Genomic DNA, 14,224 nt, shown 5'->3' with positions numbered 1-14,224 from the left:
GCGCGGGCGGCCCGGGGCGCCGCCCGGACGGCGGGTCAGGGGCGGCCGGTGACCAGGGCCTCGATGTCGGGGACGAGCTCGGCCGGGCTCGGCAGCGCGTCGTTCTCGGCGCGCAGCCGGGTGGCGGCCGCGCGCAGCCCGGGGTCGGTGACCAGGCGGGTGAGCAGCGCGGTGTCGACGTCCGCGCTGGTGGAGCGCAGCGCGGCCCCGGTGGCGACCAGGGCGTCGGTCACCGTGAAGTTGTCGGCGCCCTGGGGCAGCAGGAGCTGGGGCAGGCCGGCCTGCATCCCGGTGAGGGTGCTGCCGGACCCGCCGTGGTGGACGACGGCGTCGCAGACCCGCAGCAGTTCGGCGAGCGGCACCCACGGCAGCGGGTGGACGTTGGCCGGCAGGCTGCCCAGGTCGGCGAGGTCGGCGTCGCCGACAGCGAGCAGGAACTCGGCGTCGACCTCGGCGGCCGCCGCGGTCAGCGGGGCGATGGCCTCCAGGCCGTCTATCCCGGCGATCACCGTGCCGAGGGTGACGGCGACCCGGGGCCGGACGCCCCGGTGCAGCAGCGCGGCGGGGACGACGCCGCCGCCGTTGTACGGGACGTAGCGCATCCGCAGGCCGCCCGGGTCGCCGCCGAGCGAGGCCGGCACGATGTTCAGCGGGGTGGTGTCGGCGGGCCCGGCCACCCCGTGCTTCTCGTAGACGTCGGTGAAGTGGGCGGCCAGCCGGGAGGCCATCTCAAGGCCGGAGCTGATGCCGAAGTTCTGCAGCGCCGCCGGAATGCCGAGCTTGGCCGCGACCAGCTGGGCGGAGGCCAGACAGGAGTCGTGGACGATCAGCTGGGCGCCCCAGCCGGCGGCCACCGCCAGCAGGTCGTCCACGGTGGAGCGCGAGGCCAGGGCGAAGGAGGCGGCCCCGATCTCGAGGATCTCCGCCTGCGTCAGATCCGGCTGGGTGTAATGCGCCTGGTGGCCGGCGACCTCCTCGAAGGAGTCCCGCACGGGCCGCCCGTCGCCGATCTCGACGATCGGGAACCCGGCCTGGCGGAGCTGGTCCAGCGGCCGCCCGCTGGCGAACAGCACCTCGTGCCCGGCGGCCCGCACGGCCTGGGCGGTCGGCACCATCGGGAACAGGTGGCTGGGTGCTGCCGGGCCGGTGAAGAGTATGCGCACAGCTGACTCCTGGTCGTTCGCGGGTCGGTCGTCATCGGGATCGCGCGGGGGCGGTCCCCATCGTCCGCCCTCAACTGACGGACGATCAGTTGCTCTTCCCCGTGGGATCGATAATCGGACGTTCTGGAGCGCGAAGGTGGGAGGTCGGGGCGGCCGCTCGGCCCGTGTTCCCGGCGCGCGCGTGCGGGGCACGGCGCTCGCCGGGGGTCCGCGCGCCCTGGCGGGGGCCCCGGAGCGGGCAGGCCACCGACGTGGCCGAGCCGCCGGGCGCCGCGCCGGGGCCGGGTCCACACCTGGCCGGTTCCCGCCGGTCGCGCGCGGCGAGGCCGGGCGCGTCGGCCGGTTCGGGCGGGTGGCGCGAGCACCCGGGAACCCCCGCGCCACCGCTCCTCGGCGCCGGGTGGCGGAGCGGTCCAGGCAGCGCCGCAGGCCGTCGCGCACCCCCTCGGCGGGGACGGTGGCGGCGAACCGGACAGCCTCGACGGCCGGGCCCTCCGCGATCGGCCGGTTGACGCCCCGGTCACCGCCCGCAGACAGACGGCCACCGCGGTCGGCGCGTGCCGGGTGCTCCGGGCCGCCGGCTCCCGGGCGGCGTCGAGGAGTTCACCGGCCGGCACGACCGCGTTGACCAGGCCGATTCCGGCCGCGCGGCGAACTCGCCGGCCTGCTCGCCCGGCTGAGGGCCGCGATCGAGTCCATCGCCCCCTGAACGCGGCCGGGCGACGGCGTGCACATGGCGCCCGGTCCTCTATCCTCTACGTCAGGTGTCGGGCAGGGGGCCCGGGTTGTTGTCCATGGGGGTGTGTTGTGGTCACCGGTCGAGTGGTGCGGTACGACAGTGTGCGCGGGTACGGGTTCATCGCTCCGGACCACGGCGGGGAGGACGTCTTCCTGCACGTCAACGACATGCTGATGCCCGAGTCGCTGGTGCACTCGGGCCTGGTGGTCGAGTTCGAGATGGAGGAGGGCGACCGGGGGCTGAAGGCCTCCTCGGTGCGCCTGCCCAAGGGCGCACTGGCCCGTCCGGCCGGTCCCGCGGGGTCCGTGGCGCGGGTGCCGGCGCCCGACAGCGACGACGTCGAGTGCGACGTCCTCACCTCCGCGGAGCTGTTGGTGGAGGTGACCGAGCTGCTGCTGGAGCACGCGCCGTCGCTCACCGGCGAGCAGGTCCTGAAGGTGCGCAACGCCATGCTGCAGTGCGCGAAGGGCCACGGCTGGACCGAGGGCTGAGCCCGGCAGTCGCTGCGAAAGCGCCGTCGGCCGGCCCCGTACGCGGGCCGGCCGACGGTTGTCCGGGATGGCTCAGAAGAGCACGTCGGTGCAGGAGTAGAACGCGTTCGCCGTGTCGGCGACGTCCCAGACCGCGACGACCACATGGTGCCCGGTGCGACCGGTGGGGAGGGTCGCGGTGTGGGTGGTGACGGCGGCGGGCTGGCGGCCGTTGTAGGGCACCGTCAGGAACGGCGTGAGGTCGAGGCCGGCCCGGGTGATCTTCTGGGTCGGGTCGTAGCCCTGCTTGGTCAGGAAGTAGCGGAAGTTGGTGGTCGAGTGCCGGGCCTCGATCTCCCAGGTGAAGGTCTGCTGGCCGCCGGCCGTCACCTTGGTGGTCGGCCAGGCCCCGTTGCGCGGGTTGTCCAGCGGCGCCCAGCGGGCGTCGGCGCCCGCGCAGATGGTGCCGTCGGCGGGACCGCGGGTCGGGAAGCCCTTCGGGCCCTCGACGCTCTGCGGCTCCCACTGGATGTCGCCGCAGTTCTTGACGACACCCGCGCCGCACAGGGCCGAACGGCTCGGCGGGAGGTTGATGAACCCGTGCGAGTTGGCCGGGACGGCCATCGCGAGCGGGACGGCGACCGCGGCCAGGGCCGCGCCGACGATGTGGCGTTTGCGCATGATGCTCCTCCGTGGGGGGATGGAGAGTGCGCCTGACCGCAGGAAGCGCGTGGGGGTGCGCCAGCCGTAGATCTTGGCATGCCTGCGCCAGGTGGATGCCCATACCGTAGGGAGCGCGACGCCCACCGTCAATGGTCTGGACCACCTTGACGTTCGGTCAACCGGAGCCGGCGCCGGGGCCGTTGGGGCGGGGTTCGAGCGCCGTGACGGTGACGGCCGTCCACGGGCGGATTCCTTCCGGCACCGGGCCCGGACGTCCGACGTTGCGGCGCGCGGGCCGTGCTGCCTACCGTCGAGGAATCCCCTCCCCGGCGGGCACGGGCTCGCGCTCACCCCACACCCAGGATGGCTGTCATGGGCATCCGCCACCAGAAGGTCGCCGTCGTCACGTCAACGTCACCACCAGCCTGGTCGACAACGCCGACGCCCGGGTCCCCGCCGTACTCGCCTCGCTGACCAAGGGCGGCCTGCAGTCCGCCACCAAGTCGCTCGCCGTCGAGTACGCCACCCGCGGCATCCGGGTGAACGCCGTCTCCCCGGGCTCCGTAAGGACCCCGATGCACCCCGAGCAGACCCACCCGTTCCTCGCCGGGCTGCAGCCCGCCGGCCGGATGGGCATGAGCGCCAACCACTGACCGCGGGGCTCCCGTCGCTCCGGCCACGCGGACCGCACCGCGTGCGGCGGCGGGCGCCGGTCCGGTAGCGTGTCGGCCATGTCGAGCCCCGAGTCGGACGAGGTGGGGGCTTTCGGTCACGCGCCGTCAGCCCCCTGAACCCCGATGAACCGCTGAGCCCGCAGTCCCGGCCGCGCCGCCACCCGGCGCGGCCCGACGCGTGCGGCCCCTGGGCCCCTGGGTGCTGACCGCGGTGACGAGTCGCCCTTTCCGCGCCTCTCCTCACCCCGGAGCCACTCGATGCCTCTTTCGCTGTACCTGCTCGCCGTGGCGGTCTTCGCCATGGGCACCTCGGAATTCATGCTCGCCGGTCTCCTGCCGGCCATCGCCCCGGACCTCGATGTCACGGTCGGCGCGGCCGGCACGCTCACCTCGGCCTTCGCGATCGGCCTGGTCGTCGGCGCGCCGCTGACGGCCGTGCTCGCCCGCGCCCTGCCCGGCCGGTGGAGCCTGCTCGGGTCCCTCCTGCTCTTCACGGCGGCGCACGCCGCCGGGGCCGTCGCCCCGGACCTCCCGGTGCTGCTCGCGACCCGGGTGGTCGCGGCGCTCGCCTACGCCGGGTTCCTCGCCGTCGCGCTGACGACCGCCGCCGCACTGGTGCCCGCCGACCGCAAGGGACGCGCGCTCGCCGTCCTGCTGTCGGGCACCACGGCGGCCACGGTCGCCGGCGTGCCCGCCGGGGCGGCGCTGGGCTCGGCGCTCGGCTGGCGGGCCGTCTTCTGGGCCGTCGCCGCGCTCTGCCTGCCCGCCGCCCTCGGGATCCTCACCGGGGTCCCGGCCCGCCGCACCCCGCAGGACGCCGCCGAACGGCCCGCCGTGCGCGCGGAGTTCGCACAGCTGAGGAATCCCCGGCTGATGGCGGTCATGCTGCTCGCCGCGCTGGTCAACGCGGCCACCTTCGCCGGATTCACCTATCTCGCGCCCGTGGTCACCGGCACCGCCGGACTGGAGGAGTCGTGGGTCCCGGTCGTCCTGGTGCTGTTCGGCGCCGGCTCGTTCACCGGCGTCACCGCGGCCGGGCGGCTGTCCGACCGGCACCCCGGCCCGGTCCTGGCCACCGGCGGCGCGCTGCTGCTCCTCGGCTGGCCCGCGCTGGCCTTGCTGGCCCACCGACCCGCCGCGCTGCTCGCCCTGGTCTTCGTCCAGGGTGCGCTGTCGTTCGCGGTGGGCAGCACGCTGGTCACCCGCGTCCTGTACGAGGCCGCGGCGGCCCCGACCCTGGCCGGCGCCTGCGCGACCGCCGCCCTCAACCTCGGCGCCGCCACCGGCCCCCTCGCCGCCGCGACCACCCTGGACACCCCGGCCGGGGACCTCGGTCCGTTCTGGCTCAGCACCCTGCTGGCCCTGTCCGCCCTCCTGCTCGCCGCTCCCCTGCACCCGGCCCTCCGGGGCACCGGCCGAACCGACGCACCCGGGTAGCCGCGACCACGGCACCCGCCGTGCCGAGGCGCCCGGGCTCACCGGCCCCACGACCGGCGAGCCCGGGCGCCGAGGACACGCAGTCGCCGTCCGACTCCCCGCGCTCGGCGAGCAGGCGGTCCGGCTCCCGGGCCGGACCGCCGGCCTCCGCCGGGCACAGCCGCCGCCGGCGATCCTGCGTCGGTCCGACGATCCTTTCGGGCGTCGGCGTCAGACGCCGAGCACGTCCAGGGACAGACGTCCGGCGCGGTCCGCACCGGTGTCGTCGCCGAAGAGTGGGTAGCGGGTGCTGGCGGCGCGCAGGTGGGCGTCGACGCGGAAGGCGTCGTCGGCCGGGAAGCGGCTGCCGGCGGCGGACAGTTCGGACTCCAGCAGGTGCAGCCGCTCCCGGACGAGGTCGCGGACGGCATCGGCGACGGGGCCTGTGCGGCGGCCGTATTCGACCGAGGTCGTGGTGATGAAACACCCGCCGGGGAAGACGCCGTCGCGCTGGTAGGCGACCCGGCTGTCGAGCAGGGCGCAGAGCCGGGGCCGCCCCGGGGCGGCGGCCGACGACGGCTCGACGACGTGCCGCAGGTACAGGACACGGGCCTCGGCGACGGCGGAGATCCGGATGGCTTCCCGGTTGGCGAACACCGGGAGGATGCCGCTCTTGCTGTGCCCGGTCCGGGCGGCGAGCGCGCCGACGGTGATGGCGTCCAGCCCGTGCACGGTCGCGGACATGGCCGCCTGCCGGGCGACTTCGTGCCGTGTCCGGTCGCCGCGGGCGCGGCGGCCGTCGGCGCGTGGCGCGGGGGGCCGCGGCGGAGTCGGGGGTGTCCGGGGCCATGCGCCGACATCCACGCGAGCGGGACCCACGTGACGCATCCCGCCCTCGACCACGCACCCGGCCCGGCCTACCTCAGCGGCGGATCGTCGAGGCGGACTCGCCGAAGGCGCGAAGGCGGTGGTGGGCGTGCAGCCACCGCAACTCCGTGCCGCAGGCGCGCAGGGCAGTGCCGAGGGCGTGGCGCATCGCGCCGTCGACGGCTGTCCGGGCGGCGGCGGCGCGGGCGGCCTCGGGGAGGGAGCTGTCGGCCAGGTCGGCGAGGCGGCGCGCGGGGTTCCAGCCGAGGTCCGCCGCGCCGGGCCGGTCGTCCGCGCCGCCGGTCGGGGTGAAGGGGGTAAGGGTGATACCGGTGGCGCCGAGATGGGCGGCCAGCGGCAGGCCCGCGAGGGTGGCGCTGCGGCGGACGGTGTGCACCACGCCCGCCGGGAGCCCGAGTTCGGCCGGCGTCGGCCCGGCCGGACGGGCGACCAGGACGCCGGGCGGGACGGTCAGGCCGCCGCCGAGCGCCGCCCGGCCGTCGACCCTCAGTTCCCGGCCGGTGCGGTCGCGGCTCGTCTCCAGCCCGAGCGCCGGCAGGAACTCGGCGAGCGCGTTGATCATGGCGGTCTCCACCACCTCCCGCGCCGACCCGGCCGCCGCGCCCGGCTCCGCCATCGCCGCGGCGCCGCTCAGGCGCGGGGACGGCAGCCAGTCGAGGGCGGCCACGCCCGCGCAGCGGTCGCCGTCGTCGACGGGCCGGGCGGGGCGGATGCGGACGCCGGGCCCCTGGTCACCGAAGGCCACCGGCAGACCGGCGAGCAGCACCGCGTCGGTGAGGCGGTCGGCGAGGGTGGGATCGACCCGGCCGGCGGACGGGCCGGCCCCGGCCGGGGCGGGCGGCTGCCGGTGCGACGGGATGCTCAACGGGGCGGGCCCTTCTGCACGGGGGAAGAGAGCGGGGACGGGGACGGGGGCGGGTGTGCCGGCTACCCGGGGCGCGGGATCCGGGACCCGGCGATGGTGCGGACGCGCCGGGTGCGACCGTCCCCGGCCAGGACCGCCAGGGCGGCCGGGGCGAGCGATCCCTCCGCGACCCGCGGCTGCAGCCAGGTGGACGCCGCCAGCAACTCCTCGGCGTCCCACGGCTCGTCCACCGCGATCGCGCGCAGCAGCGACCTCTCCCGCAGCCGCCGGGCGGTGAAGCCGTCCACCGCCACGGGCCCGGTCAGCTCCCGGCACCAGGCCGGGTAGCCGGGGTCGGTGAGCAGTTCGGCGGCCCGCCGGTCGAGGTACTCGCAGACCGCGCTGTTCGCCATCGCCGGATCGGGGTCGGTGAGCACCCGGGCGACGAGATCGGCCGCGTCCTCCGGGGCCACCGGGCCGAGGGCCCGGCGGTAGCGCGCGAACCGTATGTGCTCGTCCGGATCCGGGTCGGGGACGCCGGCCGGCGCACGCTCGCCCTGGACCACGCCCCGCCCCCTTTCCGCTGCCATGACGCGGGATCGTATCGCGGCCCGGCGCATTTCGAACCTCAGTTCCCCGGCTGTCGCGGCCTCAAACGCCGTGGCCGGAACCGCCGTACGGCGGCCGCCGACGGGCACTATCAGCCACTCCGGGCGATCGACGCCGCGTTCCGGCCGATCGCCCCGCTTCGGGGTTGACCATCAAATTGGTCTATGCCACTTTCTGATCGCGCGGCCCGCCACCTCCTCCCCCACCACCGCGTCCGAGGTGAACCGGGCTCCCCTCCGCCGGTGCCGCGCGCCATCCCCCACAGCAGGAGAGGACCCCCATGACCGTCCCCACCAGCCGCCGGCGCCCCCGCCTGCGCGCGGCGCTCGCCGCCGCCGTCGCCGCCGGGCTCGGCGCCGGCGTCCTCGGCGCCCTGCCGGCCGCCGCCGCCGGCGAGCCGCTCGCCGTGCAGTACCGCAACGGCGGCAGCGGCACCTCGCAGGCCTCGCCGTGGCTCAAGGTCGTCAACACCGGCTCCGCGCCGGTCACCCTGGACCAGGTCAAGCTGCGCTACTACTTCAGATCCGACTCCCCCTTCGCCGCGTACCGCTTCGCCTGCGACTGGGCCGTCCGGGGCTGCGCCAACGTCACCGGCACCATCGGCACCATCAACGAGTCCGGCGCGGCCGCCGACCGCTACCTGGAGATCGGCTTCAGCGCGGGCGCCGGCACGCTCGCCCCCGGGGCCGACAGCGGCGACCTCCAGCTGCGCGTCCACCGCACCGACTGGCAGTCCATGGAGCAGGGCGACGACTACTCCTTCGGCGCCGCGCAGACCGGGTACGCGAACTGGTCCAAGGTCACCGCCACCGTCGGCGGCGTCCAGGTCTGGGGCACCGCCCCCACCGCACCGACCGTCCCGACCGGCGCGGTGCTCTTCGACGACCTCGACTACACCGGCCACGACGACCCCTCGCTCGCCGCCCACGGCTGGAACGCGCGCTCCGGCGGCGGCGGGCCCGGTGTGGCCGGGGCGACCTGGGCGCCCGAGAACGTCACCTTCGCCAAGCAGGCCGGCAACTCGGTGATGACCCTGCGGACCTCGACCTCCGGGACCGCCGAGTCCACCCGGCAGAGCGAGTTCCACAGCCAGGCCATGAAGTTCCGCAACGGCACGTACGCCGCCCGGGTCCGGTTCACCGACGCCCCGGTCAGCGGCCCCGACGGCGACCACCTGATCCAGAGCTTCTTCGCGATCAACGACCTCAAGGCCCCGAACGCCGACGACTACTCCGAGTACGACTTCGAGTACCTCCCCAACGGCGGCTGGGGCGAGACCTCCAACATCTTCTTCACCACCTCCTGGGAGACCTACGGCCCCGAGGGCTCCGTCAACCAGTACACGACCTCCCGGACCTCGTTCGCCGGCTGGCACGACCTGGTGCTGACCATCGACGACAGCGCGATCGTCTACTACGTCGACGGGGTCGAGTTCTCCCGCCACGACGCCCGCTACCTGCCCGAGCGGCCGATGGTGATCGCCTTCAACCAGTGGCTCACCGACCTCGCCGGCCAGACCGGCACCGAGGCGCGCAGCTACGAGGAGCAGGTGGACTACGTCCTGCACGTCAAGGACCGGGTGCTGACCCCCGCCCAGGTCGGCAGCGCCGTCGCCGCCTACCGCGCCGCGGGGACCACCTTCACCGACACCGTCCCGGCCTCCTGATCCCGACCGTCCAGATCCTGCCGGCCCGGCCGCGCCACCACGCGGCCGGGCACGGCGGGGCGGGTGCGAAGCACGCCGGGGGCGCGCGGTGCTTCGTGCACCACGGCCGGACGACGCGCACTGCGGCGGACGGGTGGGCCGACGGGCCGCCCGGCCCCCGGCCCACGGGGGCAAGGGCCGGGTGAACCCGCAGGTGGGCGGGGGTGGGCCGGAAGATCGCTCCGGCAAACCGGCGCACAGGCGCCCGGCTGTCACCACCCGCACCACCGGGCGCCGCCGTCCCACCCTTGGCCCCGGCCCCGGGAATCCGCACGATCTCAGGTGTCCGGCGCCCACCGCCCACCGCGGAGCGCAGCAATGGGTAGTGGCCCCCATTGATCCCCGTACCGTTCCGGCGGTCCGCTGGACACCGGGCCGCGGCCGCACTCCCCCACCCCGCACTCCCCCACCCCCGACCGCACCCCCACCCGTCACAGTGAGTCACAGTGAGCAAGGCCAGGTGAACGGCATGCACGACCCCCACGAACCGGTGCACCGGTCGGTCCGGCGGTCCGCGATGTACCTGCGGTGCCGTCCGTACGACCCGCAGGAGGCCGACTACGTACGCTCGGCGATGGAGCACCTCGCCCACCGCCTCTCGCTGCCCTACCCCGATGTGTACGCCGACCACGGGCTGAGCACCCGCGGCCCGCTGCCGGCCCTGGCGAGCCTGCTGACGGCGGCCGAGCGGGGCTGGCTGGACGTGGTGCTGGTGCCCGGCCCGTTCGTGTTCTCGCTCGACGACCGCGCGGCGGCGGACACCGTCGAGCGCCTGGCCCGCGCGGGCTGCGAGGTCGTCGAGGCCCGCGGGCGGGTCGTCCGCCCGGGCGGCCTGCGCCGGGAGGCCCCCGTCCGCCGGCACCTCCCCGCACCCGCCGTCCCCGCCGTCCCCGCTGCCGCGGCCGCCCCTGCCGTCCTCGCCGCCACAGCCGCGCCGGCGCCGCTCGTCGGCGGCGGTCCGGTGGCCTACGGGGCGCTCTGAGCGGGCATGCCCGGCCCCGCCCGACGGGTGCGCGGCGGGCGCGGGCATCATGGGGGCATGTCCGCTCACACTCCCTCCGCCTCCGGCCGGGCCCGGTGCCGGTGAACCGGGCGCCGGCGCCCGACGCCTCCGTGGGACGCGCCTTCGTGGGACGGGCCCGGGAGCTCGCCCGGCTGGCCGACGCTCTGGCCCGGCCGCCGGCCGTGCTGACCGTCGAGGGCGAGGCCGGCGTCGGCAAGTCGCGGCTGGTCACCGAGGCGCTGCGAGCGCTGGAGGGGACGCGGCGCGCCGTGCTCGTCGGCCGCTGCCATCCGCTGCGCGAGCCGGAGCCGTTCGGCCCCGTCGTGGACGCCCTGCGGGACGCCGCCGCGCTGCTGCCCCCGCCCGGTGAGCTGCCGCCCAGCACGGGCGCGCTGCGCCGGGTGCTGCCGGACCTCGCCGACCGGCTGCCCGCCGCGCCGGCGGACGGCGGCGAGCTGCTGCCCGCCCGGCGGCTGCTGACCCAGGGGGTGCGGGCGCTGCTGGCGGCGCTCGACGACCCGGTGCTGGTGGTCGAGGACGTGCAGTGGGCCGACGGGGCGACCCTCGACCTGCTGCTGCGGCTGGCCCGCGATCTGCCGCCCCGGCTCTCCCTGGTGATCACCTATCGCCCCGAGGACCTGCCGCCCGGCGCCCCGGCACCCGCGGCCGCCTACCGCAGCGCGCCCGCCGGGCCCGGCGCGGGCGTCGGCCTGGTGCGGCTGGACCCGCTGGACTCCGCGGACGTGGCGGAGCTGGCCCGGACCGTCCTCGGTCCGGCGGCCACCGCCGAACTCGTCCGGGTGCTGCACGAACGCGGCCAGGGCCTGCCGCTGGCCGTCGAGGAGGACCTGCGGGCCCTGGCCGGCCGCCCGCGGCCCCGGCGGGCGTCCGATCTGGCCGCCGAGCTGGCCGACGCCGAGGTCCCGCGCGCCGTGGTGGACGCCGTGACCGGGCGGCTCGCCCGGCTCGGCGCGAACGGCGCGGCCGTCGTCGCCGCGGCGGCCGTGCTCGGGGTGCCCGCCGACGAGGACCTGCTCACCGCCGTCGCCGGGCTGGACGCCGGGGAGGGCGCGGACGGCCTGGCCGAGGCGCTGCACGCGGCCGTCCTGCACGAGACCTCGCCCGACCGGTACGCCTTCCGGTACCCGACGGCCCGGCGGGTCGCCCACGGGCGGATCCCCGGGCCCGGCCGCCGGCTGCTGCACCGCCGGGCGGTCGCCGCGCTGGAGACCCGCGACCCCCGGCCGCTCGCCCGGATCGCCGAGCACACCCTGGCCATGGGCGACCGCGCGGCCTGGCAGGACCTCGCCCAGGACGCCGCCGAGCAGGCCCTCGCCCTCGGCGACCCGGGCGGCGCCCGCCGGATGCTGCGCGGCCTGCTGGACGAGCCCGACCTCGACCCGCGCCGGCGCGGCCGGGCCGCCCTGGCGCTGGCCCGGCTCGCGGCCGACGACGTCGACCCGGCGGCCAGCGTGCAGGTGCTCAGCGGCATGGTCGCCGACCCCCGGCTGCCGGTCGCCGACCGGGGCGAAATCCGGCTCGCGCTCGGCTTCCTGACCGCGGTGCACAGCGGCAACCGGGCCGGGTTCGGCCGGATCCGGGAGTCCCTGGAGGAGCTGGAGGACCGCCCGGTCCGGGCGGCCCGGGCCATGGTGGCGATCTCCATGGACGAGCGCGACGGCGCCGGCCGCCACGCCCGGGAGTGGCTCGACCGGGCGGAGCGGCTGCTGGCGGCCCACCCGGACGAGGACGTGGCCGCCGCCGTGCGGGCCACCTCGCTGACCTTCCAGGCCCGGGCCGGCGATCCCGCGGTCTGGGGCCGGCTGGACGAGCTGCCGCGCGCCTCCGAGAGCCCCGAGGTGATGCGCCAGACCACCCGGGCGCTGTACAACACCGGCGAGATCGCCATCGAGCTGGGCTACGACACCCGGGCCGCGCACCTGCTGACGGAGAGCCGGCGGCTGGCCATGCTGACGGCCATCCCGTACCTGGAGTGCTACAGCCGGCTGGCGCTGATCCGGCTGGACATGCTGGCCGGGCGCTGGGACGGGGTGGAGCAGCGGTTCGCCGCGCTGGGCACGGAGTTCGACGACCTGGCGATGGCCGGGGCGGAGCGCTCGCTGCTGTTCGGACGGCTGGCGGCGGGGCGGGGCCGGCTGGCGCCGGCCCGGGAGGAGTTCACCGTCGCCGCCCGGTACGGGCAGCGGGAGTCGCAGGTGACCGTCGCGCTGCGGGCGGCGGCCGGGCTCGGCGGGCTGCAACTGCTGGAGGGCGACAGCGCCGGCGCCGCCGCGACGGTCGGTCCCGCGCTGGCCACCGCGCGGCAGGCGGGCGCCTGGGCGCGCACCGCCGAGCTGCTGCCGGTGGCGGTGGAGGCGCTGCTGGCGACGGGCGGGCGGGACGAGGCCGGCGCCGTCGTCGCGGAGGCGGCCGAGGCGCTCACCGACCGGAGCGCGCCCGCCGTGTCGGCGGCGCTGGACCAGGCCCGGGGGCTGCTGCTGACGGCGGACGGCGGGCCGGGCGCGGCGGAGGCGTTCACCCGGGCCCGGGACCGCTGGCAGGACATCGGGCGCCCGTACGAGGCGGCGCGGGCCGACGAGCGGATCGCGACCGCGCTGGCCGCCGTCGACCGGGCCCGGGCGGCGGAGCGGATGGCGGCCGCCGAGCGGGTCTACCTCGACCTGGGCGCGACCACCGACACCGCGCGGTGCCGCAAGCTGCGCCGGGACCTGGACCTCGGCGGGATCGGCTCGCCGGGGCGCCGGGGCTACGGCAAGCAGCTGTCGCCGCGTGAGCGGCAGGTGGCGGAACTGCTCGCGCAGGGCACCGCCAACCAGGACATCGCCCAGGCCCTCTTCCTCTCGCCGCGCACGGTGGAGCACCATGTGGCGAACGTGCTGCACAAGCTGGGCACCAGCCGGGCCGGGACGGCGGAGGCGCTCGCCCGGGCGGACGCCGAGCCCGGGGCCGACGACGCGGCGGACGGCTGAGCGGGGCCGGGGCGCAGCCGGCCCCTCATCGTTCCCGGGGACCGATAGGTAGTCACCCGCATTGATCCGGCCACCCCGAGCGGGTTCCCTGGTGGCACCGGCGAGCGAGCGGGGCAGCCGCTCCCCGACCAGGAGGGATCCCAGGATGAGTGCACGTCACCACGCGCCGAGCGCGACCGCCGTCCAGGCGACGGACGGACCGGCCCCGGCGGGGGCAACCGTCCGGCTCTCGCCGTCCCCCCGCAAGGCGGGGAACCATCCCGCCCTGGTCCGGCTGGCCCGGCTGAGCCGCTCCGGCCCCGCGCACTGGGCGCACTGACGCGCACCGGTCCCCGGCCGCTGCCGCGTGCGGGCGGCGGCGGCCGGGGACCGGCTGATCATGGAAGGACGAACGGCCCTGCCCGGGGAAGCGGGCAGGGCCTTCGCCGTGCCGGGGGCCGGCGGGATCAGCAGCCGGCCGCCACGGTGATGGTGGCGGTGGCGGGGGGCCAGCCCCACGCGGTGGTCTCCAGCGTCGCCGTGGCGCTCGAACCGCACGGCACGGTGCCGGAGATCCGGCCGACCGGCGTGCTGGAGTGGTCGACCAGGACGGTGGGCGTGATGGTGCCGAGCGCGGCACCGCCGACCACCGAGGCGGTCATCCGGTAGGGGACGGTGCGGGCCGTCCAGCCGACGCTGCCGGGCGTGGTCTGGCCGTAGAAGGTGACCTGGTCGCCGCTGACGACGGCGCAGATCTCGTTGACCACCACACCCCGGTATCCGGTGACGCAGACGCCCGGAGCGGGCGAGGACTCGAGCGCGTCGGCGGCGGGGGCGGCGCCCTGGGCGACGGCGCCGGTGGCCCCGGCGACGGTCAGGACGGCGCTGGTGGCGAGGGTGGCGAGGAGCCGGTTCATCGGGTGATTCCCGTTCATGGGTAGGGACGACGGCATGAAGCCATGTGACATTTCACGCTTCACACCGCACATGCTGGCATCGATTCGCGCGGAATTCCTAATTCCACCCTCCCAATTGAAGACTGATGTCGATTTCGGCCTTTCAATGACCGATTCCCATCGGG

At 76.5% G+C, this 14,224-nt stretch carries 12 protein-coding genes and 1 pseudogene; 7 read left to right on the top strand and 6 right to left on the bottom strand.

From position 1 onward, the window contains the following. Positions 1-35: 35 nt before the first annotated feature. On the bottom strand, positions 36-1,163 hold the full coding sequence (locus tag ABTX81_RS23255) for a nucleotide disphospho-sugar-binding domain-containing protein (RefSeq protein WP_350548738.1): 1,128 nt from the start codon (positions 1,161-1,163) through the stop codon (positions 36-38). 807 nt (positions 1,164-1,970) lie between these two features. Here ABTX81_RS23255 and ABTX81_RS23250 point away from each other — a divergent pair. Then, positions 1,971-2,393 (top strand): cold-shock protein, encoded by a 423-nt coding sequence (locus tag ABTX81_RS23250; RefSeq protein ID WP_350548737.1) that lies wholly within the window; start codon positions 1,971-1,973, stop codon positions 2,391-2,393. Between the two features lie 72 nt (positions 2,394-2,465). Here ABTX81_RS23250 and ABTX81_RS23245 read toward each other — a convergent pair whose 3' ends face one another. Beyond that, on the bottom strand, positions 2,466-3,053 hold the full coding sequence (locus ABTX81_RS23245) for a lytic polysaccharide monooxygenase (protein ID WP_350548736.1): 588 nt from the start codon (positions 3,051-3,053) through the stop codon (positions 2,466-2,468). A gap of 389 nt (positions 3,054-3,442) precedes the next feature. On the opposite strand from ABTX81_RS23245, the pseudogene ABTX81_RS23240 reads away from it, so the two are divergent. Together ABTX81_RS23240 and ABTX81_RS23235 are read left to right on the top strand one after the other, a co-directional pair. Further along, a pseudogene (locus ABTX81_RS23240) lies at positions 3,443-3,670 on the top strand (SDR family oxidoreductase); the annotation flags it as partial. 297 nt (positions 3,671-3,967) lie between these two features. Beyond that, positions 3,968-5,146: a Cmx/CmrA family chloramphenicol efflux MFS transporter gene (locus ABTX81_RS23235; protein ID WP_350548734.1), complete on the top strand. Its 1,179-nt coding sequence runs from the start codon at positions 3,968-3,970 to the stop codon at positions 5,144-5,146. A gap of 210 nt (positions 5,147-5,356) precedes the next feature. Here the strand turns inward: ABTX81_RS23235 and ABTX81_RS23230 are convergent, their stop codons facing one another. The 3 genes from ABTX81_RS23230 to ABTX81_RS23220 all read right to left on the bottom strand — a co-directional run bounded on the left by ABTX81_RS23230 (position 5,357) and on the right by ABTX81_RS23220 (position 7,447). Beyond that, the gene (locus ABTX81_RS23230; RefSeq protein WP_350548732.1) at positions 5,357-5,869 is read right to left on the bottom strand and encodes a TetR family transcriptional regulator C-terminal domain-containing protein; all 513 of its coding nucleotides are present in this window, start codon (positions 5,867-5,869) and stop codon (positions 5,357-5,359) included. A 178-nt stretch (positions 5,870-6,047) separates the two neighbouring features. Next, entirely contained in the window at positions 6,048-6,878 is an 831-nt protein-coding gene (locus ABTX81_RS23225; RefSeq protein ID WP_350548730.1) for a hypothetical protein, read from the bottom strand. A 62-nt stretch (positions 6,879-6,940) separates the two neighbouring features. Next, positions 6,941-7,447 (bottom strand): hypothetical protein, encoded by a 507-nt coding sequence (locus ABTX81_RS23220; protein ID WP_350548728.1) that lies wholly within the window; start codon positions 7,445-7,447, stop codon positions 6,941-6,943. A gap of 299 nt (positions 7,448-7,746) precedes the next feature. Here ABTX81_RS23220 and ABTX81_RS23215 point away from each other — a divergent pair, with 299 nt between their 5' ends. The 4 genes from ABTX81_RS23215 (at position 7,747) to ABTX81_RS23200 (ending at position 13,483) form a co-directional block, all read left to right on the top strand. Then, on the top strand, positions 7,747-9,132 hold the full coding sequence (locus ABTX81_RS23215) for a cellulose binding domain-containing protein (protein WP_350548726.1): 1,386 nt from the start codon (positions 7,747-7,749) through the stop codon (positions 9,130-9,132). A 508-nt stretch (positions 9,133-9,640) separates the two neighbouring features. Beyond that, positions 9,641-10,153 carry a recombinase family protein gene (locus ABTX81_RS23210; protein ID WP_350548724.1) on the top strand — a complete coding sequence of 171 codons (513 nt, stop codon included), beginning with the start codon at positions 9,641-9,643 and terminating at the stop codon, positions 10,151-10,153. A 146-nt stretch (positions 10,154-10,299) separates the two neighbouring features. Beyond that, complete coding sequence (locus ABTX81_RS23205; RefSeq protein ID WP_350548722.1) at positions 10,300-13,164, top strand: helix-turn-helix transcriptional regulator; 2,865 nt, start codon at positions 10,300-10,302, stop codon at positions 13,162-13,164. Between the two features lie 145 nt (positions 13,165-13,309). Further along, a complete protein-coding gene (locus tag ABTX81_RS23200; RefSeq protein WP_350548720.1) occupies positions 13,310-13,483 on the top strand; it encodes a hypothetical protein in 174 nt (57 codons plus the stop codon). Between the two features lie 127 nt (positions 13,484-13,610). On the opposite strand, the gene ABTX81_RS23195 is transcribed toward ABTX81_RS23200, so the two are convergent. Further along, positions 13,611-14,060 carry a hypothetical protein gene (locus tag ABTX81_RS23195; protein WP_350548718.1) on the bottom strand — a complete coding sequence of 150 codons (450 nt, stop codon included), beginning with the start codon at positions 14,058-14,060 and terminating at the stop codon, positions 13,611-13,613. Positions 14,061-14,224 lie beyond the last annotated feature (164 nt).

The organism is Kitasatospora sp. NPDC097605, from assembly GCF_040302725.1.
Taxonomy (GTDB): Bacteria; Actinomycetota; Actinomycetes; order Streptomycetales; family Streptomycetaceae; genus Kitasatospora.
This window is presented reverse-complemented; position numbering and strand designations above follow the sequence as displayed.

What these genes read in the sequence shown, in the direction of transcription:
- ABTX81_RS23245 (WP_350548736.1), bottom strand. Translation starts at nt 3,053, where the DNA reads ATGCGCAAACGCCACATCGTCGGCGCGGCCCTGGCCGCGGTCGCCGTC.
- ABTX81_RS23235 (WP_350548734.1), top strand. Translation starts at nt 3,968, where the DNA reads ATGCCTCTTTCGCTGTACCTGCTCGCCGTGGCGGTCTTCGCCATGGGC.
- ABTX81_RS23230 (WP_350548732.1), bottom strand. Translation starts at nt 5,869, where the DNA reads ATGTCCGCGACCGTGCACGGGCTGGACGCCATCACCGTCGGCGCGCTC.
- ABTX81_RS23220 (WP_350548728.1), bottom strand. Translation starts at nt 7,447, where the DNA reads ATGGCAGCGGAAAGGGGGCGGGGCGTGGTCCAGGGCGAGCGTGCGCCG.
- ABTX81_RS23215 (WP_350548726.1), top strand. Translation starts at nt 7,747, where the DNA reads ATGACCGTCCCCACCAGCCGCCGGCGCCCCCGCCTGCGCGCGGCGCTC.
- ABTX81_RS23210 (WP_350548724.1), top strand. Translation starts at nt 9,641, where the DNA reads ATGCACGACCCCCACGAACCGGTGCACCGGTCGGTCCGGCGGTCCGCG.
- ABTX81_RS23200 (WP_350548720.1), top strand. Translation starts at nt 13,310, where the DNA reads ATGAGTGCACGTCACCACGCGCCGAGCGCGACCGCCGTCCAGGCGACG.
- ABTX81_RS23195 (WP_350548718.1), bottom strand. Translation starts at nt 14,060, where the DNA reads ATGAACCGGCTCCTCGCCACCCTCGCCACCAGCGCCGTCCTGACCGTC.